This window comes from Cumulibacter soli (assembly GCF_004382795.1).
GTDB classification, from domain to species: Bacteria; Actinomycetota; Actinomycetes; order Mycobacteriales; family Antricoccaceae; genus Cumulibacter; species Cumulibacter soli.
The window spans coordinates 240,349-261,335 of the sequence record NZ_SMSG01000004.1 but is presented as its reverse complement, the minus strand read 5'-3'; the positions used below and the strand labels follow the sequence as shown (position 1 = coordinate 261,335).

At 62.8% G+C, this 20,987-nt stretch carries 18 protein-coding genes; 12 read left to right on the top strand and 6 right to left on the bottom strand.

What is annotated here, in order from left to right:
• Nucleotides 1-76 precede the first annotated feature (76 nt).
• From grpE to E1H16_RS10640, 3 genes are all read left to right on the top strand, one after another.
• Nucleotides 77-709: a nucleotide exchange factor GrpE gene (gene grpE / locus E1H16_RS10650; RefSeq protein WP_134323857.1), complete on the top strand. Its 633-nt coding sequence runs from the start codon at nt 77-79 to the stop codon at nt 707-709.
• A 304-nt stretch (nt 710-1,013) separates the two neighbouring features.
• Nucleotides 1,014-1,994, top strand: coding sequence for a DnaJ C-terminal domain-containing protein (locus tag E1H16_RS10645; protein WP_134323856.1), 981 nt, complete (start codon nt 1,014-1,016; stop codon nt 1,992-1,994).
• Between the two features lie 63 nt (nt 1,995-2,057).
• Complete coding sequence (locus tag E1H16_RS10640) at nt 2,058-2,501, top strand: heat shock protein transcriptional repressor HspR (protein ID WP_134323855.1); 444 nt, start codon at nt 2,058-2,060, stop codon at nt 2,499-2,501.
• A gap of 229 nt (nt 2,502-2,730) precedes the next feature.
• Here E1H16_RS10640 and fdhD read toward each other — a convergent pair whose 3' ends face one another.
• On the bottom strand, nt 2,731-3,555 hold the full coding sequence (gene fdhD, locus E1H16_RS10635) for a formate dehydrogenase accessory sulfurtransferase FdhD (protein WP_134323854.1): 825 nt from the start codon (nt 3,553-3,555) through the stop codon (nt 2,731-2,733).
• Between the two features lie 54 nt (nt 3,556-3,609).
• Here fdhD and E1H16_RS10630 point away from each other — a divergent pair, with 54 nt between their 5' ends.
• Nucleotides 3,610-5,919 (top strand): FdhF/YdeP family oxidoreductase, encoded by a 2,310-nt coding sequence (locus E1H16_RS10630; RefSeq protein ID WP_134323853.1) that lies wholly within the window; start codon nt 3,610-3,612, stop codon nt 5,917-5,919.
• A gap of 138 nt (nt 5,920-6,057) precedes the next feature.
• On the opposite strand, the gene E1H16_RS10625 is transcribed toward E1H16_RS10630, so the two are convergent.
• The 3 genes from E1H16_RS10625 to E1H16_RS10615 all read right to left on the bottom strand — a co-directional run bounded on the left by E1H16_RS10625 (nt 6,058) and on the right by E1H16_RS10615 (nt 9,867).
• The gene (locus tag E1H16_RS10625) at nt 6,058-7,542 is read right to left on the bottom strand and encodes a serine/threonine-protein kinase (protein WP_166741714.1); all 1,485 of its coding nucleotides are present in this window, start codon (nt 7,540-7,542) and stop codon (nt 6,058-6,060) included.
• 172 nt (nt 7,543-7,714) lie between these two features.
• Nucleotides 7,715-8,929, bottom strand: coding sequence for a hypothetical protein (locus E1H16_RS18390; protein WP_166741713.1), 1,215 nt, complete (start codon nt 8,927-8,929; stop codon nt 7,715-7,717).
• 65 nt (nt 8,930-8,994) lie between these two features.
• On the bottom strand, nt 8,995-9,867 hold the full coding sequence (locus E1H16_RS10615; protein WP_134323850.1) for an AEC family transporter: 873 nt from the start codon (nt 9,865-9,867) through the stop codon (nt 8,995-8,997).
• A gap of 117 nt (nt 9,868-9,984) precedes the next feature.
• Here E1H16_RS10615 and E1H16_RS10610 point away from each other — a divergent pair, with 117 nt between their 5' ends.
• The 3 genes from E1H16_RS10610 (at nt 9,985) to E1H16_RS10600 (ending at nt 11,969) form a co-directional block, all read left to right on the top strand.
• Nucleotides 9,985-10,251, top strand: coding sequence for a DUF2277 domain-containing protein (locus tag E1H16_RS10610; protein ID WP_134323849.1), 267 nt, complete (start codon nt 9,985-9,987; stop codon nt 10,249-10,251).
• A 73-nt stretch (nt 10,252-10,324) separates the two neighbouring features.
• Entirely contained in the window at nt 10,325-11,311 is a 987-nt protein-coding gene (locus E1H16_RS10605) for an NADPH:quinone oxidoreductase family protein (protein ID WP_134323848.1), read from the top strand.
• Nucleotides 11,312-11,420: 109 nt separating this feature from the next.
• Complete coding sequence (locus E1H16_RS10600; RefSeq protein ID WP_134323847.1) at nt 11,421-11,969, top strand: P-loop NTPase family protein; 549 nt, start codon at nt 11,421-11,423, stop codon at nt 11,967-11,969.
• Here the strand turns inward: E1H16_RS10600 and E1H16_RS10595 are convergent.
• Both E1H16_RS10595 and E1H16_RS10590 read right to left on the bottom strand, forming a co-directional pair.
• Nucleotides 11,935-13,086: an RNA polymerase sigma factor gene (locus E1H16_RS10595; protein ID WP_134323846.1), complete on the bottom strand. Its 1,152-nt coding sequence runs from the start codon at nt 13,084-13,086 to the stop codon at nt 11,935-11,937. The two genes, E1H16_RS10600 and E1H16_RS10595, sit on opposite strands and share 35 nt — an antisense overlap.
• 3 nt (nt 13,087-13,089) lie before the next feature.
• On the bottom strand, nt 13,090-13,494 hold the full coding sequence (locus E1H16_RS10590; RefSeq protein ID WP_134323845.1) for a YciI family protein: 405 nt from the start codon (nt 13,492-13,494) through the stop codon (nt 13,090-13,092).
• 202 nt (nt 13,495-13,696) lie between these two features.
• On the opposite strand from E1H16_RS10590, the gene E1H16_RS10585 reads away from it, so the two are divergent.
• The 5 genes from E1H16_RS10585 (at nt 13,697) to E1H16_RS10565 (ending at nt 20,973) form a co-directional block, all read left to right on the top strand.
• The gene (locus tag E1H16_RS10585; RefSeq protein WP_134323844.1) at nt 13,697-14,626 is read left to right on the top strand and encodes an alpha/beta hydrolase; all 930 of its coding nucleotides are present in this window, start codon (nt 13,697-13,699) and stop codon (nt 14,624-14,626) included.
• A gap of 372 nt (nt 14,627-14,998) precedes the next feature.
• Complete coding sequence (locus E1H16_RS10580; RefSeq protein ID WP_208378992.1) at nt 14,999-16,792, top strand: AMP-binding protein; 1,794 nt, start codon at nt 14,999-15,001, stop codon at nt 16,790-16,792.
• A gap of 428 nt (nt 16,793-17,220) precedes the next feature.
• Nucleotides 17,221-19,005: a dipeptide/oligopeptide/nickel ABC transporter permease/ATP-binding protein gene (locus E1H16_RS10575; RefSeq protein ID WP_166741712.1), complete on the top strand. Its 1,785-nt coding sequence runs from the start codon at nt 17,221-17,223 to the stop codon at nt 19,003-19,005.
• Nucleotides 18,998-19,993 carry an ABC transporter ATP-binding protein gene (locus E1H16_RS10570; RefSeq protein ID WP_134323842.1) on the top strand — a complete coding sequence of 332 codons (996 nt, stop codon included), beginning with the start codon at nt 18,998-19,000 and terminating at the stop codon, nt 19,991-19,993. Before E1H16_RS10575 ends, E1H16_RS10570 begins: the two co-directional genes overlap by 8 nt.
• Nucleotides 19,994-20,004: 11 nt before the next feature.
• Nucleotides 20,005-20,973, top strand: a complete 969-nt coding sequence (locus tag E1H16_RS10565) for an ABC transporter permease (RefSeq protein ID WP_166741711.1) — start codon at nt 20,005-20,007, stop codon at nt 20,971-20,973.
• The last annotated feature ends 14 nt before the right edge of the window (nt 20,974-20,987 follow it).

The window sequence follows — 20,987 nt, the reverse complement described above, 5'->3', positions numbered from 1 at the left end:
GGTCTGCTGAAGCCCACCGCGATGCCCGGCCTGTCGGGCCGGGCATCGCGGGACATCATCTGCATTGAGGAATGACATGGACCAGAATCAAGATCCGGCCGGTACGTCCCCAGACAACGGCGAGCAGGAGCCGATCGTCATCCGCGACAAACGCCGCGTGAATGACGTTGACGGTGCTCCTCGTACGCCGGATGAGACCCCCGACTCGCCGGAGGGTTCGGCTGCGCCTGAGGGCTCCGCGGCCGAGGACGCCGCAGTGCTGAGCGAGGGAGAGCTCGGCGAGATCGACCGGCTCACGAAGGAATTGGCCGAGCGGACCGGCGACCTACAGCGGGTCAACGCCGAATACGCGAACTACCGCAAGCGCACTGATCGTGAACGCGAATCGCTGATTGCGATGGGACAGTCGTCGTTGCTGGGCAACTTGTTGCACGTGCTCGATGACATCGACCGCGCAGACGAACACGGTGACCTGACCGGTGGATTCAAGAATGTCGCTGACGCGCTACGCAAGGCGCTCACCGACGTGGGTCTGGAGGAGTTCGGCGCCGAAGGCGATGAATTCGACCCGCAGATCCACCAGGCCGTATCGCAGTTGCCATCCCCGGATGTGACGTCGGAGGTGCTTGCGGCGGTCATGCGCAAGGGCTACCGGCAGGGCGAGCGCGTGCTGCGTGAAGCGATGGTCGCCGTCAAGGTTCCGGAATAGGTCGTTTCCGGTCGTCGACGGCCTGAGTGGAGGCGTCACGTGCGAGTCTTCCGGTCGTCTCGGAGCGAGTTGCTACGGGGACGTCGCAGGACTCAGATGACGGTGACCGATTTCAGCAACTAGCGAAGGATGGAGTGAACGTGCACAGTTTGTATCAAGGAGAGCCACCAATGGTGACCTCGTCGTACAACGACGTCACTGCTCGTTCGACGAGCTCGTCCCTCGCTAGTTCGCTTCGGTCGACGTCCGCTGACGAGCCTTTGTTCCTCGCCTACGGCACGGAATTACGACAGGAATCTTAGGTATGAGTCAAAAGGACTACTTCGAGAAGGATTACTACGCCGCGCTCGGGGTCGCGAAGGACGCAAGCGCCGCGGACATCAAGCGGACGTACCGCAAGCTCGCCGGCGACCTGCACCCGGACAAGAACCCGGGAGACGCCGAAGCCGAGCGTCGCTTCAAGGAGGTCTCCGAGGCGTATGGCGTACTCGGGGATGCTGAGAAGCGCGCGGAGTACGACGAGGCCCAGCGCCTCGCCGCGAGCGGATTCTCCGGATCGGGTGGCTTCCCAGGCGGATTTGGCGGCGGCCACCCGGGCGGATACTCGCAGGGGTTTAGCGCCGAGGACCTGTCCGACATCTTTGGCCGCAGCCGCGGCGGTGCCGGCGGACCGGACCTGTCCGATCTGTTGGGCGGGATGTTCGGCGGCGGTGGCGGCGGGTTCAACCAGCAGCCACGACCTACTAAGGGCGCCGACGCCGAAGCCAGCGTGTCGCTGAGTTTCGACGATGCCGTTAGCGGGGTCAGCCTGCCGCTGCGTACCGCGGGGCCGAACGGCACGCGGACCGTAACGGTGAACGTCCCTGCCGGGATCAACGACGGTCAACGATTCCGGGTCAAAGGCAAGGGTCAGCCCGGGAGCGGGGGCGGTCCGGCCGGAGACCTGCTGGTGCGGGTCAGCGTCGAGAAGCACCCGATTTTCGGGCTCGACGGCAACAACCTGACGGTGACTGTGCCGGTGACGTACGCCGAAGCCGTGCTCGGCGCCAAGGTGAAGGTGCCGACGTTGGACAAGCCGGTGACGCTGCGTGTCCCACCTGGCACACAGAACGGCCGCAAACTGCGTGGCCGCGGCAAAGGTATCACCACGAAGAAGGGGACCGGCGATCTGATCGTCACGCTTGAGATCGTCGTCCCGCAGAACCTCTCGGCGGATGCCGAGGAGGCGCTGAAGAAGTACGCGGAGTTGCAGTCGGGTGATCCCCGCGAGCACCTGGGTGTGTAACAGTCGACCGTAGGTCGGCGCGGGGGCCGGCATCAAGCCGGTGGAACGGAAGGATGGGGCGAGATGGCGAACGAATACGACCGGAGCAACGGCGTTCCGCCTGTCGAGGCGGTTGCCGAAGACGCGCCCGTCTTCGTGATCTCCGTGGCCGCCGAACTCGCCGGCATGCACCCACAAACGCTGCGTCAGTACGACCGGGTGGGTCTGGTCTCGCCCGGTCGCACGGCCGGCGGCGGACGTCGATACTCCCCGCGAGATGTCGCGACCCTGCGGGCTGTGCAGCAGTTGAGCCAGGAGGAAGGCATCAACCTGGCCGGCATCAAACGGATACTCGAGTTGGAAAATCAGGTTGCTGCGCTGCAGCGGCGGGTCGAGGAACTCCTGGTGGAGATCTCGGCGATGGATATGCGCGCGGCTGCGGCCGAGGCGGCCGTGCACGCGTCGTACCGCCGCGATCTTGTGCCCTTCAAGTCGATGTCGCTGGTCCCGCGCGGCTTCTTCCGCTGAGCCGCCGCTTTCTGCGAGAAGCGCCGGGGCGTGGGTGCTCGGCTTCTTCTGCTGAGCCTCCGCGTTCAGTCCTGCGTTCGGCGTGCTGGAAACGCAGAGCAGGAGGCTGCTTGTCGGCTATACGTGGATGAGTCGCTTCTGAGGCTGCGTGTTCAGCGAGGAAGCCCAGTGCCCGGCGCGGGCGAGTGCCGCGAACCTGTTCACGCGGCGACGTTCGCCACGCGGCGGCTCACTCGATGACGCGGTCGCCGCGGGTATAGACGTTCAATGCGTCACCGCGGTTGAAGCCGATCACGGTCACGCCGACATCCGCCGCGAGTTCGACGGCCAGTGCTGACGGTGCAGACACCGCCGACAGCACCGGGATCCCGGCCATGGCGCATTTTTGTACGAGTTCGAACGAGGCCCGACTCGACACCTGCAGCACCGAGCCGGTCAGTGGCAAGCGGCCATCGAGTAGCCCCCACCCGATCACCTTGTCGACGGCGTTGTGGCGGCCGACGTCCTCGCGCACGCAGGCCAGGTTCCCGTCCACCAGCAGACCCGCGGCGTGCACCCCACCGGTCTTGCCGAACACCTTCTGCTTCTCCTGGAGCCGCCCCGGTAGGGCGAGTAATTCCGCGAGAGTCACAGCGCCAAGATCGCCAGCGACGGGATAGGCAGATTCCTTCTGCACCGTTTCGATCGACGCCGTACCGCACACGCCGCAACTGCTGGAGGTGTAGACCTGCCGCTGCTGCGAGGCGGCGGGCGGTGCGGCACCGTCCGCCAGCTTCACGTCGATCACGTTGTAGTCGCGGTAGCCGTCGGCGCCAATCCCGGAGCGGTAGTCCATAGTCCGGATTTGCTCGCGCCGCGTGATGACCCCTTCTCCGACGAGGAACCCCGAGACGAGTTCGAAATCGCTGCCAGGGGTGCGCATAGTGACAGTGAACGGTTCGCCGTCGATCCGGATCTCGAGCGGTTCCTCACCGGCGAGGACGTCGGGGCGTTCGCGAGCGGGTACGCCCGCGCCGAGGCGCATTACCCGCCACGGCTTCGTCACGCGTGCCATCGATGCCCCCTCAGTACGAACCTTGCCCTTGCATAGCCTAGTTACGCTGGTGGAATGGGCGAGGAACCACTGAAAATTGGTAAGCGCAAGACCAGCGCGGTCGGCATACCAGGCGTCGCGCATGCGATGCAGCACGTACTGCGTGAGATGGGGCCGGTGCGCGGGGCGAAGGGGTTGCTGAACCTCAACCAGGTCGGCGGATTCGACTGTATGAGTTGCGCCTGGCCAGATCCGGATGCCGGTGAACGAAGCCACGCCGAGTTCTGCGAGAACGGCGCTAAAGCCCTCGCTAGCGAAGCGACCCGCAAGCGGATTACTCCCGAGTTCTTCGCCGAGCACAGCATCAGTGAACTTGCGCAGTACGACGACTATTGGCTCAATCGGCAGGGACGCCTCACTGAGCCGATGATCAAGGAGCCGGGTGAGGACCACTATCGCCCAATCTCCTGGGATGCGGCCCTTAGCCGGATCGCCGACCAGATTCGCGCCCTACCGGATCCGAACCGCGCCGCCTTTTACACGTCCGGTCGTACGTCGAACGAAGCGGCCTTCCTGTACCAGCTGATGGTGCGCGGTATCGGTACCAATAATCTGCCGGACTGCTCCAACATGTGCCACGAGTCCTCAGGCGAGGCGCTGGGACAGACCATCGGCATCGGGAAAGGGTCGGTGACCCTGCACGACGTGCATACCGCGCAACTAATCATTATCGCTGGACAGAATGCGGGCACGAACCATCCGAGGATGCTCACTGCCTTGGAGAAGGCAAAGCGTTCGGGTGCGGTGATCGTCGCCGTTAACCCACTGCCGGAAGCGGGTCTGACTCGCTATCGCAATCCGCAAACGGTCCGCGGTATCGCCGGGCGAGGCACCGTACTTGCCGATCACCACCTGCAGATCAAGCTCGGTGGTGATCTCGCGCTATTCCAGGGATTGGGGAAAGTCCTGGACGAGGCCGAGCGCGCCGGACGCCGTACCCTCGGCATGAGCAGCGTTTTCGATCACGATTTCATCGAGCGCTACACCGACGGAATCGAGCAATATCTGGAGAACTTGCGATCGACGTCCTGGACGGCGATCGAGCAGGCGTCCGGGCTGAGCGAGTCCGAGATTCGCGTCATCGGTGAACTGTTGCTCGCCTCGAACCGCACGATAGTTGCGTGGGCGATGGGGCTGACCCAACACCGTCACGCCGTACCGACGATCAAAGAAATCGTGAACGTCGTGCTGCTACAGGGAAACCTGGGCCGAGAGGGTGCCGGGCTGTTGCCGGTGCGTGGACATTCCAACGTCCAGGGCGATCGGACGATGGGCATTTTCGAGAAGATGCCCGAGCCCTTCCTGGATCGGCTGGACGCCGAGTTCTCCTTCACCAGTCCGCGCGAGCACGGCTACGACACCGTGAACACGATCCGCGCGATGCGCGACGGCAAGGTCGACCTCTTCATGGCGATGGGCGGCAACTTCCTCAAGGCCTCACCGGACACCGCGGTGACTGAAGCAGCGCTGCGATCTTGTGCTATGACCGTGCAGGTGTCGACGAAGCTGAATCATTCGCATCTTGCGCCGGGCAGTACGGCGCTGATTCTGCCGACCTTGGGACGATCCGATGCCGATCGGCAGGCCTCGGGGCTCCAGCGCGTCACCGTCGAAGATTCCATGTCCATGGTGCATGCATCTCAAGGGCGGCTGACCCCTCCGAAGGGTGACTTGCTGTCGGAGGTCGCGATCGTCGCTCGGCTCTCCGCGAAACTCTTCGACGATTCCGCGGGAAGCGCGATCGCCGGAGCGCCGGTAGCGGACTGGTCGGGGCTGGAAGCCGATTATGCAAAGATTCGCGAGCACATCTCGCGGGTCGTCCCGGGGTTTACCGACTACGAGGAGCGAGTCGCCGAGCCCGGCGGTTTCAAACTGCCGCACGGCCCGCACGACGTTCGGACCTTCACTACGTCGTCCTCGAAGGCGAGCTTCACGACGAGTGAGCTGTGGTGGCCCGAGGTGCCGGAGGGGCGGTTACTCCTGCAGACGTTGCGTTCGCACGATCAGTACAACACGACTGTGTATGGGAACGAGGATCGATATCGGGGAATTCACGGCGGCCGTAAGGTAGTGCTGGTGAACCTTGATGACCTGAGAGCGTTGGGATTCGCCGACGGCGATGTCGTCAACCTGGTTTCGGAGTTCCGTGACGGTATAGAACGGCGGGCCGACGGGTTTCGTGTCGTCGCGTACGACACTGCTCGGGGGTGCGCGGCGGCGTACTTCCCGGAGACGAACATGCTGGTTCCGCTGGATTCCACGGCCATCGACTCCAATACGCCGACCAGTAAGTCGATCGTCATTCGACTCGAGCCCGCCGCATAATCAGTGAGTCCCTCGGTTTCGTGTCGAGCGACCGCGAAACCGCATATCAACTGTGAGTTGATGTGCCGTATAGGCACAAAATCTCACATGCGACGCGGATCCCGTCGGCGCGAACAGTATTACCGGCGACATCCTCTTTTAGAGCACGAAGAGTTCTGCCGAGTTGGAGTCGACCAGTTTGAGTTCGCCGTCGCTGTCGCCGACGTACACCAGCGTTGAGCGCGAGGTATGTCCCGTGCTGGTGAAGTAGTCCCAGGTGATCGAGCACACGAGGTCTTCGCCGCAATGCAGTGACGACAACTGCGGTGATTCGATCTGCTCGAAGAACGAGATGAAGCCGTCGTGCCCGCCGCTGAGGGTTTGTTGTAGTTCGGGCGCGATCAACTCCCACGCGGCCTCGGGATCCTCCGCGCCGCCGACGAGGACCTGCGTGACGACCTCCTCGGCCTGCTCGGCTGGCGATAGTGACTCGTCGGGCGACTCGGACGAATCGCCGTCGCCGGAGGCATCCTGAATTGACTCGGTGCCGGATCCGCCGGCCTCGGTGGCCGGTTCGGTGACCCACCGCAGGCCGTAGCCCGCCGCGAGCATCACCACGCCGACGATTGCGACTAACCACCACGGAGAGCGCCGCGGGGCTTGCGCCCGGGTTCGGGCTCGCGGATTCGTCGGTGCTTCGGCGCCCTGTGCGGCTACTGCATCAGCGGAAGCGGGCGCGGGATCGCCACCGCGGGGGGTGGTGGACGGCGGCGGCATCCGGGTCGGCGGCGCCAACGCGCGAACGGTCTCCGCAGCCTCCATCCGGGCACGGCCAAGCGGCTGCTGCGCGAGTTTGCGTAGTACGTCGTCCAACGCGTCGACCGCCTGCAGCGCAGTCATCCGGCGGGCTTCATCGGCAGCCATCAATCCGTCGATGACCCCCGCGAGAGGTCCCGCTGCGCGCATCGGCTCGCGCTGCGCGTTGCCGATGCGCTGTAGCAAGACCAGCGTGGGTCCATCGCCAAACGGTAGATACCCCTCCACGGCGTGGAACAGTGTCGCGCCGAGACCCCACGCGTCGGCAGCCGGTCCGGCCGGCCGACCGCGAACGACCTCCGGCGGCAGGTACGCCGGAGTGCCCGTGATGAAGCCCTCGGCGGTGACGTGCGGATCGCCGTCGGCGCGAGCGATCCCGAAGTCACTGAGCAGTGCTTCGTCCTGTGCGCTGAGCAGCAGGTTGCCCGGTTTGACGTCGCGGTGCACGATACCGAGCGCATGCGCCGCGGCGAGCGCCGATGCGGTCTGTGCGCCGAGACGTGCGACGCGCGCTGGGGGTAGCGGGCCGTGGCGGAGCACGGACGACAGCGCCGGACCCTCGATGTAGTCCATGATCAGCCACAAGTCGCCGTCGGCGGAGATCAAGTCATGAATGGTGACAGCGTTCGGATGACGCAGTTGAGCAGCCAGGCGGGCCTCACGTGTCTCGAGATCACGGTCGACGCCGACGGACGAGCGGATCTGCTTGATCGCGACCTTGCGTTGCAGCAGTTGGTCGTGCGCCTGCCAGACCGTGCCCATGCCGCCCTTGCCGATCGGGTTCTCCAACCGGTAGCGCCCGGCGAGCACCTGCGGTGCCTGGCTCATGCGCCTTCTCCCTCGTCGTCGCAGCGCACTAGAGCCTATCGGCGCCCATGTTGCGGTCGTCGAGATGGCCAGAGGGTCCCCGTGCCCGCGTTGTGATTGCTCCCCGCCGAAGCGGCAGCCACCGCAAGCACCGTCGGCTCGAGAGTCGTTACTGCGAGCAACGTGGTCGCAGTTAGCGCAGAGCGGCCGCGCGCTCGCGGCATCGGCGAGCATCTTCGGGGGCTTGGGCCACCGTGAACGAATCGGCAGCCGCATCGAACATCGCGGCCGCATCTTTGTGGTGGGCTTCGGCGAGGATCCCACCCACCGTCTCGGCGTACGACCCCGCGAGACGATGGTTGCCGTTACGCAAAGCGATCCCGTAGCGCAGGACGTCGATTTCGGCACGCTCCTCGCCCGTCGTGCGCTCCAAAAAGGGTTCGTTCTCGCGCAGTACCCTTTCGGCCTTCGCATGCTCACCGATGCCGATCAGCGTCTCGGCCAGCAGCTGCACTTCGGAGGCCAGCGTGTGTGTCCAGGCGCCGTTTCGTTGCAGCACGATGGACCGCTCCAGATCCGCGCAGCCGACCAGTATGGCGCCGGTCGCCATTCGTAGCATCCCGCGCAGGCGCAGTGTCGACGCATAGAGGACGTCGCCTAACCCATCGGCCAGATCGGCCGCCTCCTCGGCGATTTCGAGCGCCTCGGTCGTCTCCTTGGCCATTCCGTGCACACCGGCTAGGAAACGCAGCATGGTTGCGAGTTGAACGTCGTCACCGGTGGATCGGGCGTGCGCGATCGCCTCGGCGGCCAGCTCGCGAGCTGATGTGTCGTGGCCCGCCTGCTGCGCGCACAGCGCGCGTGCCCCGAGCGCCTTGCCACGCTCAATGTCGTCGTCGGCCAGTTGGTGCGCGCGCTCGAATATTGCCCGGGCCACTTCAAGACGATCGATAGCAAGGTTGGCGAAACCGGTGGTGAGCACCGACTCGACCAGTTGACGGCGGGTTGGCTGGGCCGCCTCAAGCGCCGTCAATAGATGGTCCAACTTTGCCGCCAGCGGGACGATCGCGAGTGCGTCGGGGTGAGCCTCGCCGATCTGCGCGGTCACCACGGCCATTCGCATCGCGAGTTCGTTGGCATGCGCATCGATACCGCGCCACGCTTCGGCTGCATCGGTGGCGAATTGAATCGCGTCACTGAACCGCATATCGGTCATCGCCAGTAGCGTGTGCGCCTCGAACATCAGCGCGCGTTGCCGCAGCGTCAGTCCGTCCTCGAGAATGCAGCAGGACGCCGCGTCAACCAACTGCGCTGCGCGCAACTGCGCCAACGAGGTGCCGGACGCTATCGCCGCACCGAACTTCTCGAGGGCCTCGATCTGGTGCGATAGCGAGTGCGAATGCGTCATGCCTCCATAGTCGCGCATCGCTGCGACATTCTTGGTGAACTTTCGCAGTCTGTGGATAACGCGGCTCAGAGGACGAACGCCAGTGCGATGGGTAGGAATAGAAAGGCGAAGAGGTTGCCGAGCAGTACCGCCGAAGCGACCTTGTCGGGCTCTTGGTGGTAACGCTCGGCGAACATGAAGTTGAGCACCGCGGGCGGTAACGCACCGAAGATCAGCAAGGTCGCGGCTTGAATGTGCGGCAGATCGAATACTGCGATCAGCGCCGCCGCAATCAACATGCCGATGATCGGCCGCGAGATCGCGACGATAAGCGCGAAGCCGAGTGTGGAGATCTTGGTGGTGGCCATCCGAACGCCGAGACCGAACAACATCAGCGGAATAGCGACGTTGCCGACCATCACCACGGTCTGCAACAGCGGGTCCCAGATCGGTATGTCCAGCAGGCTGACGCTCAATCCGGCGATCGCCGCGAGCACCGATGGATTGCGCAGTACCGACCACAAGTTCGCGTGGTGGTCCAGATACCAGGCGCCGAAGGAAAAGTGCAGCGTGTTCGAGAGCGCGAACAGCACGACCGCGGCGGGGACGGCGTCCTCGCCGAACGTCAGCAGCGCGACGGGTATGCCCAGGTTGCCGCAATTGTTGAAGGTCATCGGCGGTACGAGCGTGCGCGGGTTGTGCCCGGTGAGTAACGCGATCAGCCGACCGCTGAGGCCGCTGCCGATGATGACGATGAGCCCAGCGAGCGCCAGCCAGCCGTAGGTCGATGCCTCGACGTGTCGCCCAGCGAGCGCACCGAACACCAGCGCCGGGGTGAACACATCCATGTTCAGCCGATTTGCCTCGGTCAGGTCCGGCGTGCGGCGACGCGCCACGACGTACCCGAGGGCGGCAATCGCGAACAGGGGAAAGAGAATCGAGATGATTCGTACGGCCATGGTGCCGGTAACGATAGCGACGGCGGCGCGCGCGACCTGCGCCGCCTGTGCGGGAACATTGACGGATGCCCTTCGGTGCCACCACTCAACCCCGCCGATGAGTCGTACGGTGGGGGTATGTGCCGAAACATCAAAGTCCTGCACAATTTCGCTCCGCCGGCCACCTCCGACGAGGTTGGCGCCGCCGCCCTGCAATACGTGCGCAAGGTCAGCGGATCCGCCAAACCGTCCGCGGCAAACCAAGAGGCCTTCGACGCAGCGGTTGCTGAGGTCGCCGCGGCGACCCAGAAACTGCTTGATGCGCTCGTGACGAGTGCGCCGCCGAAGGACCGTGAGGTTGAAGCGGCTAAGGCGAAAGCCCGCAGCGCCGCTCGCTTCGGCTAGGCAACTGTCCGGCTAATACAACGATCTAGTCCCCGGTGCAGCCGTGGAACGATCGTTCACTAGGGTTGTCGCCATGCGTACCTGGCAGGTAACTGAACTCGGCGACCCGACAAAAGTAGTCGCGCAGACTGAACTCGATGAACCGCGCCCGAGCGGCGATGAGCTCCTCGTGCGGATTCAGGTCGTCGGACTCGGCTTCCCCGACTACCTGATGGCACAGGGGCTGTACCACGACAAGCCAGAGTTGCCGTTCGGCATCGGCGGTGAGTCATCGGGCGTCGTGCTGCAGGCCCCACCAGGAAGCCCCTTCAATGAGGGCGACCACGTGCTGACGCTCGCCGGAAAGAAGGGCGGTGTGGTGCTGACGAGCCGCGTCGCCGCCGCGCCGGAGCGGCTGCTGAAAGTCCCCGCCGACATGCCGCCGGAGCACGCCGCGGTGATGTTTTCCGGTTATCAGACCTCGTACGTCGGGTTGATGCGACGCGGACATCTCGAGGCGGGTCAGACCGTAGTGGTCCATGGCGCCAGCGGTGGGGTCGGTATGGCCGCGGTGCAGATCGCCAAGGCCAGGGGGGCCAAAGTCATCGCGGTGGCCGGCGGGCAGCGCAAGGTCGATGCGTGCCGCGAGTGGGGTGCTGACGTCGTGATCGATCATCAGAAGGAAGACTTCGTCGAGGTCGTCAAGGACCTCACGAACGGTCGCGGTGTCGAGATGGTATTTGACCCGGTTGGCGGCGAAGTATTCGACAAATCGCGTCGAATCATGGCCGTTGAGGGACGACTCATCGTTGTGGGGTTCGCTGGTGGGACGATCCCGTCGGCGCCCGCGAACCATGTGCTGCTGAAGAACTATGACGTTGTCGGCATGCGGATGCGTCCGTTCCGGGAGGACCCGGAATACCGCCAGTTCGTGCATGACGAACTGATACAGATGTACCAGGACGGCGCGCTGAAGCCGTGGACCAGCAAGTACGCATTCGATGATCTGCCCGCCGCATTGGCCGAGATCGGTGAGCGCCAGGTCATCGGCCGCGTGGTTGTGACAGCGCCCGAAGAATAGGACTACCGGGACTCGGTTCGCTGACCGATCTCGGCCGTGACCCACGCTAGGCGCTTGGCGCAGCGTGAATGCGGTCTGCGTAGCGGGATAGAGTCTAAAGGTGACGGCGATGCCAGAGAGACCGCAGCGAATTTTAGTCGCCGGCGTATCGGGGTCAGGGAAGACGACCTTGGCTCGTCAAATCGCTGATATATCAGGCATCACGCACACTGAGATTGATGGGCTCTATCACGGTCCGAACTGGACGCCGCGCGCGGAATTCGTCGATGACGTTCGCGAGCTAGTCGCAGCCGAGGCCTGGGTCACCGAATGGCAGTACCGCGACGTACGCCCGTTATTACTGTCGCGGGCCGAATTGCTGATCTGGCTGGACCTGCCGACACACATGGTGATGTTTCGGGTGATCCGCCGTACGCTCTCGCGCCGCCTAAATCGAACGGTGCTGTGGAACAACAACGTCGAACCTCCGCTGCACACGATCTTCCGGGACCCTGAGCACATCATCAGATGGGCATGGCGTACGCGCGGGAAGTACCGGGATATGCATCAGAACCTGGACGTTGAGCATCTGGACGTCGTGCGCTTACGCAGCCGCCGCGCGGTGCGCGACTGGTTGGCTGAGTTCAGTGCGGATGCCGCAGCGCAGCGGCACGAATGACGAGCTGATCGCGTTCGGCGGTACTCGTCGCGTCGCGCGCGGCGTCGGCGTAGAGCGCCGCGGCAGTTTCCAGATCACCGACTTTCTCCTGTAGGTACGCAGACACCGCCTTGTATCGGGGAAGGGTCGGTTCGAGGTTGGCAAGCTCCGCGAGCGCAACGTGCCCACCATCGGCCTCCGCTGTCGCGACGACGCGGTTCAGCCGCGCGACTGGGCTGTCGGTGAGCGCGATGAGTTCGTCGTACCACTCCCGGATTTGGACCCAGTCGGTTTCCTCGACGCGGCGAGCATCCGCATGTAACGCAGCGATCGCTGCCTGTGTTTGAAACTCGCCGAGCTCATCACGCGCAAGCGCCCGCTGCAGCTTGTCGATTCCTTCGGTGATCAACGCGGTGTCCCAGCGCGATCGGTCCTGATCGGCCAGCAGCACGAGAGACCCATCGCTTCGGAATCTTGTGGAGCGACGAGCCTCGTGCAGCAGCATCAGCGCTAGCAGGCCGGCCACCTCGGGATGGTCGATCGCGACGTACAACTGACGCGTCAGGCGAATAGCTTCAGTGGCGAGGTCTACTTCGCCGCTATATCCCGCATTGAACACCAGGTAGAGCACGCGAAGCGCCGTCGCCACGTCGCCCGGGGCGTCGAGTCGTACGTCGGCAATAGTGCGTTTCGCGCGGGTAATCCGTTGTGCCATCGTCGATTCGGGCACCAGGTAGGCCTCGGCGATTTGCCGAGTCGTGAGGCCACCCACGGCACGTAGCGTCAGCGCTGCGGCCGAGGCGGCGCTCAGTCGCGGGTGAGCGCACAGGAAGTAAAGGTGCAGGGTGTCATCGACGTCCGGCACGACCGGCGCCTCGGCGTCGACCTGATGATCGGTGTCGACCTGCTCCTCGCGGCGGTGCCGAGCAGCATCCGATCGCGCGGCATCAAGAAACTTCCGCCACGCGACTGTGATGAGCCAGCCCTTGCGGTCCTCCGGCTCCTGCGACGTCCAGGTGCGGACAGCCTCAAGGAGTGCCTCCTGAACAGCGTCCTCTGCCGCCGCGAAGTCGGCTCCGCGGCGGCAAAGGATCGCGATCACACGTGGGACCAGCGCGCGTAACTCATCCTGGTCCATCCGCTACTCGCCGTTCGGCGCACCGCTCAGCAGCGGGCGGACTTCCAGCCATTCGTGCAACGGGTCCCCGCCGGCTCCTGGCGCCGCGGATAGCTCGCCGGCCAGTTCGATTGCGCGTTCCTGACTGTCGACGTCGATCAGCATCCAGCCAGCGATCAGGTCCTTGGTTTCGGCGAAGGGGCCGTCGGTGACGGGCGGGCGACCTTCGCCGCCGAACTGCACCCACATCCCGTCGAACGCTAATGCCTGGCTATCGACGTACTCGCCGGACTCACGCAGGCGCGCCGCGAAGTCGTTCATGTACTGGATGTGTGCGGTTACTTCTTCGGGCTTCCACTGGTCCATGGGTACGTCGTTCACCGATGCCGGTGCGCCGCGGTAATGCTTGAGCATGAGGTACTTGGCCATGACGATCTCCTCCGATTCGATGCGGCCCTCTTGACCGTATTCGCACCTGGGACGGAACGGATCTACCGATATCGACATCTCCGCCAAAAATCTTTCGGCTCACCGCATTTTGGGCTCGACTGTGATGCGCGTGTGAGGTGTGCCATAGTGCAGTGGAGACTGCCTGCACGATCACTGGGCACCATCTGAGGGAGACAATTTTATGCCGTTGAACCCGGAAGTTGAAGGCTTGCTTGCTGCTATGGCCGAGGCAGGTGCACCGCCCACCGCTGAATCGCCGGTGCCGTTGGCGCGCGCCGCTACCGAGGCGTTTGGCGAGATGCAAGGTGAGGCAGAGGAGGTCGCCAACGTCGAGAACCGCACCGTGCCAGGTCCCGACGGCGCGATTCCTGTGCGGATCTACACGCCGGCGACCGATGGCCCGAGGTCGGCGATCATCTATTACCACGGCGGCGGCTGGGTGATCGGTGATCTGGAGACCGTCGACAAGCCATGCCGGACGCTGGCGAACCGCACCGGTTCCGTTGTCATATCCGTTGATTACCGGCTCGCGCCCGAGCATGCCGCACCGGCAGCGTTCGATGACTGTTATGCCGCGACTGTGTGGGTTGCCGATAACGCTGCGGATCTGGGCATTGACCCGGCGAAGATTGTCGTGTCAGGCGACAGCGCCGGCGGCAACCTCGCAGCCGCGGTGTCCTTGGCCGCGCGGGATCGCAAGGGTCCGCAGATCGCCGGACAGGCGCTGATCTACCCCGTCACCAACTATGACTGGAGCAGTCCGTCGTTGGAGGAGAACGGCGACGGTTACCTGTTGACGCGTTCGTCGATGCAGTGGTTCTGGGCGCACTACCTCGGTGCGGCCGATCCGACCAACAACCCCTACGTGGTTCCGGCGCGTGCGGAAAGCTTCGCTGACCTGCCTCCGGCGTACGTCGGAACGTGCGAGTTTGATCCGCTGCGCGATGAAGGCGAGGCGTATGCGGGGGCGCTGCGTGATGCTGGAGTTGAGGTCACCGCCAAGCGGTACGACGGCATGGTCCACGGCGTGTTCTGGCTGCAGGGTGCTGTCCCGAGCGCGAAGGTTCTCATGGACGATGTGGTCGATTTCGTACACGGGGTCACGAAGTAATTCGTGGCTATCTGACGCCCGTGTCGGTGATTTCTCGCCGACACGGGCGTCGTGCGTTCGCAGGTCAGGCGCCGAGGATGACCGAGGCCTAAAGTCATCGGTCTGCGCTGGGTGGCGTAGCGCTGCGTGGGTACCCTCTGCCAACGGCACTTTCCGATGAAGCCAGAGAATTCCCGCCTCGTCTGAGGTCGCACACGTAAGTCCGATCCCACATAGTGAACTGCGCCCATCATGCGTTCCGGCTCGCGAAATCCTTGTCGCGCCGCGCCTTCCTCGCGATCAAGGTGTAGGGGATGCCCTACTAGCCGACCCGTAAATCCCGGTCGTAGCGTGATCTCACTCACCAAAGACCGCTCGAGATGCCAGCGCCCCTTGAACGGTCGAATCGGACCGGAGAAAGAAGGCACGCTGCACATGCCGGCTGAACGCAGTCTCACCGAAGAGCAAATTGCGGAGGACATCCGTCGGCGGCAGCGCGATGTGTGGCCGACAGAAGTGCCCCAGGAATTCGGTTACGAGCTGGGTGAGCGGCCTTTAACGGAGTACCTGCGAGAGCGTGCGCGGATATCGCCCAACGACCCGGTCTTGGTCTTTTACGGGTACGAGATGACCTTCGGCGAGCTCGACGAAATCAGCGATCGAGTCGGGGCTTATCTCCTGCAGCAAGGAATACGTCGGGGCGATCGGGTAGCGGTGATGATGCAGAACTGTCCGCAGTTCATTGCCGCGTTCTACGGAATCCTCAAAATCGGCGCGGTGCACGTACCCGTCAATCCAATGTTCCAAGAGTCAGAGTTGGTGTACGAGCTAGAGGACTGTGGCGCCGAACTGATCTTCGTGCTCGACGATCTAGCGCCGCTAGTGAGCCGAGTACTGGACCGTACGGCGCTGCGCGCGATGGTCACGACCTCCTTGACGGAGTATCTACCGGCGAAACCTTCGATTCCGACGCCTTCAGGAATGGCGAATCACCATCCCGCCACAAGCCACGCGGCACGATGGCGGGATGTAATGCGCGCTGCGTTGCCTGAGGAGTGGCCTCAGACGCACCTGGACGATTTAGCTGCGCTGAACTACACCGGCGGAACGACGGGCCTGCCGAAGGGATGCGAACACACACAGCGACACATGCTGTACACAGCCGCCGCAACGCAAAACTCGCGGTTCACCGGCGGGCAACACGAGCAGCCAGTCATGGTCAGCTTCCTGCCTGTGTTCTGGATTGCCGGCGAAAATAGTTGCGTCATATACCCCGTGTATACCGGTCGGCCATGTGTCTTACTGACGCGCTGGGATCCGGTCGCTGTAATGACGGCCGTACACCGCTACAAAGCGACTGCAGTCACCGGGACTGTCGATAACTATATCGAAATTCTCGAGCATGATCGATTCGATGAATTCGATCTCTCTTCGCTCACGGCTCCGGCCGCTATGTCGTTTGTGACGCGACTCAATTCCGATGTGCGAGCCCGGTGGCGAAATGCGGTGCACGTTGACAGCGTTCTGCGCGAGGGTTCGTATGGCATGACCGAAACGCATACCAGTGACTCCTTCATCAGAGGATTTCAAGAGGACGATTATGACCTCAATTCGCGGCCGGTCTTCTGCGGTCTGCCGATGCCAGGGACGGTTTTCAAAATATGCGATTTCGGCACCGGGAAAACTCTGCCGGTAGGTCTTGAGGGCGAAATATGCGTGAAGAGCCCATCACTGCTTACCGGTTACTGGAATAAGCCCGATGCGACACGTGCAGCGCTCAAGGATGGGTGGCTGCACACGGGAGACATCGGTCAGATCGGCGAAGACGGCTGCTTGAGGTTCCTTGGGCGAAGCAAGGAGATGCTCAAAGTGAACGGTATGAGCGTCTTTCCGTCCGAGATCGAGGTGCTGCTGTCGAAGCATCCCGCGATCGAATCAGCGGCCGTAATCGGAATCCCGGACGTTAAACGGGGCGAAAGCCCACTCGCGTTCGTGCTGATCGATGAAGCCGCTGGGGCGGATGTCGATGAGCGATCAATAGAGGCGTGGTGTCGCGAGAATATGGCGAAGTACAAAGTCCCGGGCATCGAAATCGTTAGCGAGATGCCTTTGACGGCGACCGGAAAGATTAAAAAGCATGTCCTACGGGAGCGCCTAGTCGAATTGACTAGTCACTCAGATGAGTAGCTTGCCGGATTGAGGAAACTTAGGGGGAGTAGTCGTAATTCGCGCATCGTAACTTGTTTCCGCGCGCCGACAGAATCGGAAAGTTGCCAGAACCGCATTAATCGACTTGGCCGCTTGAAGTCTGAGCCGCAGTATGTGCGACCAATCTCGCGTCGCCGCACATTCGGTCAGTGTCGCTGTGGTCGACGAGATTATCGAGGGGAGCACTTATGGCGTTAGTTGACGAGCACACCAAGCCGTCTGCGGCTACCGGTTTTTCTCCCAACAGGAAGGACTCACGCCGCACAACACATGCCGCGAAGGGGCGGCGCCGCAGGGAATTCAGAACACCGTGGGTAGCGATCACGTGGCTCGCGATAATCGTTCTGACGGGCGTGTTCGCTCCGCTTCTAGCTCCCCACGACCCCATCGAACAGCAACTTTCGGTTGTGAGCGAGGGCCCCGGTTTTTCATCGGACGAGTTCGGGATGTACCTCTTAGGTACCGACAACCTCGGCCGCGACATGCTCTCGAGGTTGATCTGGGGCATCCGGCCGATGCTGATCGTCGCCGGCCTCAGCGTCCTGATTGCTGGCACGATCGGCTTGATCGTCGGTCTGGCTGCCTCGAACGGTGCGCGATGGCTCGAGTTCCTGCTGATGCGGCTTAGCGACATCCAGCTTTCGATCCCGACATTCGTTCTGGCCATGTTGATGGCGTTCACCTTCACGCCCGGCGTTAAGAGTTCGATCCTTGCGATATCGGTCGCGACGTGGCCCTACTACGCGCGTCTTGTCCGCGCCGATGTCATTACCGTGCGTTCGTCGGCATTCGTACAACTCGCGCGGGTCGCTGGTCGGAGAGGTCCAGGACTTGTGTTCCGGCATGTGGTGCCGAATGCCCTGAACTCGTTCCTCGCGCTTTGCGTTCTGAATCTCGGCGTCTGCGTATTGATCGGAGCGTCGCTTTCATTTCTCGGGGTCGGGGTGCAGCCGCCGCAACCGGACTGGGGAAGCATGATCGGCCTCGGCAAGGACCATCTTGAGTCGTGGTGGATGGTGGTCATTCCTGGCGTGGCGTTCTGTTCTTTCGTGATGGCGCTCAACGCCTTCGGCAACTGGACCCGCTTCAAGTTGTCAGCTGACACCGGAAACGTCATTGGAGCACCGGCTATCGCGCCGTCGACTGAGGTAGCGACGTCAGAGAGTAATCACGGCGACACGGATGCTGCCGAGTTAGACGATGGCGCGATCGGCAATGACACGGTCTTGCACGTCGACAACCTCAGCGTCCATGACGATGCCGGTAAGTACGTCGTCAAAAATGCCTCACTCGTGCTGCGCCCGGGCCGCGTCATGGGAATTATCGGCGAGTCCGGCAGCGGAAAGTCCACCCTGTGTAAAGCAATCACGGCGCTGTTATCGCCGGGCCTGACCGCGTCTGAAGGGCGTCTTCGGTACGGCGATGCTGTGATCGGCGTGGATGAAGCAGCGGCATTGCGTGGCCGTCACGTCGGCATGGTCTTTCAGGATCCGTTGTCATCATTGAACCCGCTTCGCAAGATCGGGTGGCAGCTCGGCGAGACCAGGCAAATCCACGACATAGGTTCCCCGAGCCAAGTAGGGGAGTGGGTCCACGAGACTTTGGACGACCTCGGTTTCCAGGACAGTCAAGCCGTCGCTAACGCCTACCCGCATCAACTCAGCGGGGGAATGCGTCAGCGAGTCTGCGTCGGCATCGCCTTTGCTGGCGAGCCGAAGGTCGTGTTGGCCGACGAACCCACCACCGCCCTTGATGTATCACTCCAAGGACGTGTGCTTCGTTTACTGCTGGACGATTGCCGACAGTCTGAAGCGAGCCTGGTTCTGATCAGTCACGACGTCCGAGTGATCCGGGATACCGCCGACGACTTGACGGTCATGTATGGCGGCCGAGTGCTGGAGCAGGGGTCGGCCAAGCAGATCCTCGAGGCGCCTCGAAGCCCTTATACGCGCGCGCTACTCGATAGCGTTCCCGAGTTGACTCCGGCCCTCATCGATCGTCGGATGTCGTTCATACCGCCGGCCCCCGAAGGCACCGACACGACTGCCGGCTGCCCGTTCGTCGGCAGGTGCGCCAACGCTGTCGATGCGTGCCACTCGGCGTTCCCGCCGGCCTCGACCGTCACCGAAAACCATGTGGTGTGGTGCCACAACCCAGTAGCTGACGGGGTTGAGGGAGGACATCGTGTCTGAGATTCGCAACGACAATGATCGTGGCACAACTGTGCCCATTCTCGAAGCCGAGAACGTCGGACGACACTACCTCGGGGGCCGGGGAAACCCGCCTGTCATCGCGCTCGACCAGATCGACTTCCGCCTGACCGCTGGACAGTCCGTAGGAATTGTCGGCGAATCTGGGTCAGGTAAGACAACGCTGCTACGGCAGCTTCTGCACCTGGAGGAGCCGACGCGGGGACGGGTTCTTTTTCATGGTTCTGCATTGGGCAACGCGCCAGCTGCCGACCGTCGGGAGTTCCATCGGCGGGTACAGGCTGTCTTCCAGGATCCACGCAGTTCGTTGAACCCGCGCATGCCGATTTGGAAGTCGATAACCGAGCCGGCGACGGTCACGAACGGGCTGAATCGAACGCAACAAATGGAACTCGCGCGCAGATTGATCAGATCGGTAGACCTGCCGGAGGCATACCTTGCTCGGCGCCCAGGAGGTATGAGTGGTGGCGAGTGCCAACGGGTGTGCATAGCGCGCGCCATGTCCTCCGAGCCGGAGGTGATTGTTCTGGATGAGCCCGTGACGTCGCTTGATGCATCACTGCGTGGGCTCGTGCTGAACCTGCTACGGGACACAGCGCGCGAGCACGATGCGAACTTCATTGTGGTGTCCCACGACGTGACCCCGATCTATTTCCTCACGACCTACCTGTACGTCCTCTACCAAGGTCGCGTGGTCGAGGAGGGGGCGACGCAAGACATCGTCAGCAGCCCCGCACATCCGTATACGAAGCAACTCATAGCGGCCGTGCATCACCCCCTTCAAGACAGTGGCGATGAGGATCCCAGCGCCCGGGTCTCAAGCGGCTGTCCGTTTGTGGCGCGGTGCCCCGATGTCATCGATCCGTGCAGGGAGATGGCGCCTGCGCTGACGCGAACTCCCAGCGGCACCCAGAAGGTGAGATGTCATGTATATGGCGAATCGCCCGCGATCGTAGGGGGACGGGCATGACCAGGAGCGCGGTGAAGGCCGATCCAACTTCACTAGTCGAATTGGACCTGGCGATACAGCCGAAGTGGCGTCGTACGAAGTTCATCGGGGTTCGCCTGGTTGCGGCGATGGTGAGCATCTGGGGAGCGGCCACGATTGTCTTTTTCTTGACTCGACTGACCGGTGACCCGGTCTCGTTGATGTCGCCGCCGGGAGCCGATCCGGCGCAACTCGACGCGACAGCCAAGTTCTTCGGCCTTGATCGCCCTTTGATTATCCAGTACTTCGATTACTTGAAAGATCTGGCCACGTTCAGTTTCGGCGAGTCGTACTACCAGCGGCAGCCGGCGGGGGCTGTCGTAGCGAACGCAGTCGGCCCGACGCTCATGCTCGCAGGTATCTCTTTCCTCGTCACGCTGGCCGTCGCGATCCCGGCGGCGATGCTGGCGACGCGCAAGGCAGGCAAGCGAACCGATAAGTTGCTTACCTCCTCCGCCAGCGTCGGGATCTCCGTACCGGATTTTTGGCTTGGTCCACTGCTCATACTCCTTTTCGCGGGGACGCTCAGGTGGGTCGACGGAACACAGATGACCGGTCCATCGAGCTTCATACTTCCGGTAATAACACAATCGACCACACAGATATCAATTCTTTTTGTCCTCGCACGCGCCGCGCTCGTGAAGCAACGTAACGAGTCATACGTATATACAGCACGGGCAAAGGGTGCGTCCGAACGTCGAATACTCCTGCGGCATGTCATGCCTAACGGAAGTCTCGAGATTCTGACTGTCATGGGCTTGATACTCGCTAATCTAATTGCCTCAAATATTGTCGTGGAAATGGTGTTTGCGTGGCCCGGATTGGGTCAATTGTTGGTGACGTCGATGAGTAACTACGACTTCCCTATTATTCAACTATTAACGTTGATATACGCGTCGGCCTTCGTGGTTATTCTGCTGGTCGTCGACGCGTTATACCGACTAATTGACCCGAGGGCATAAGCGCGAAGGAGGTG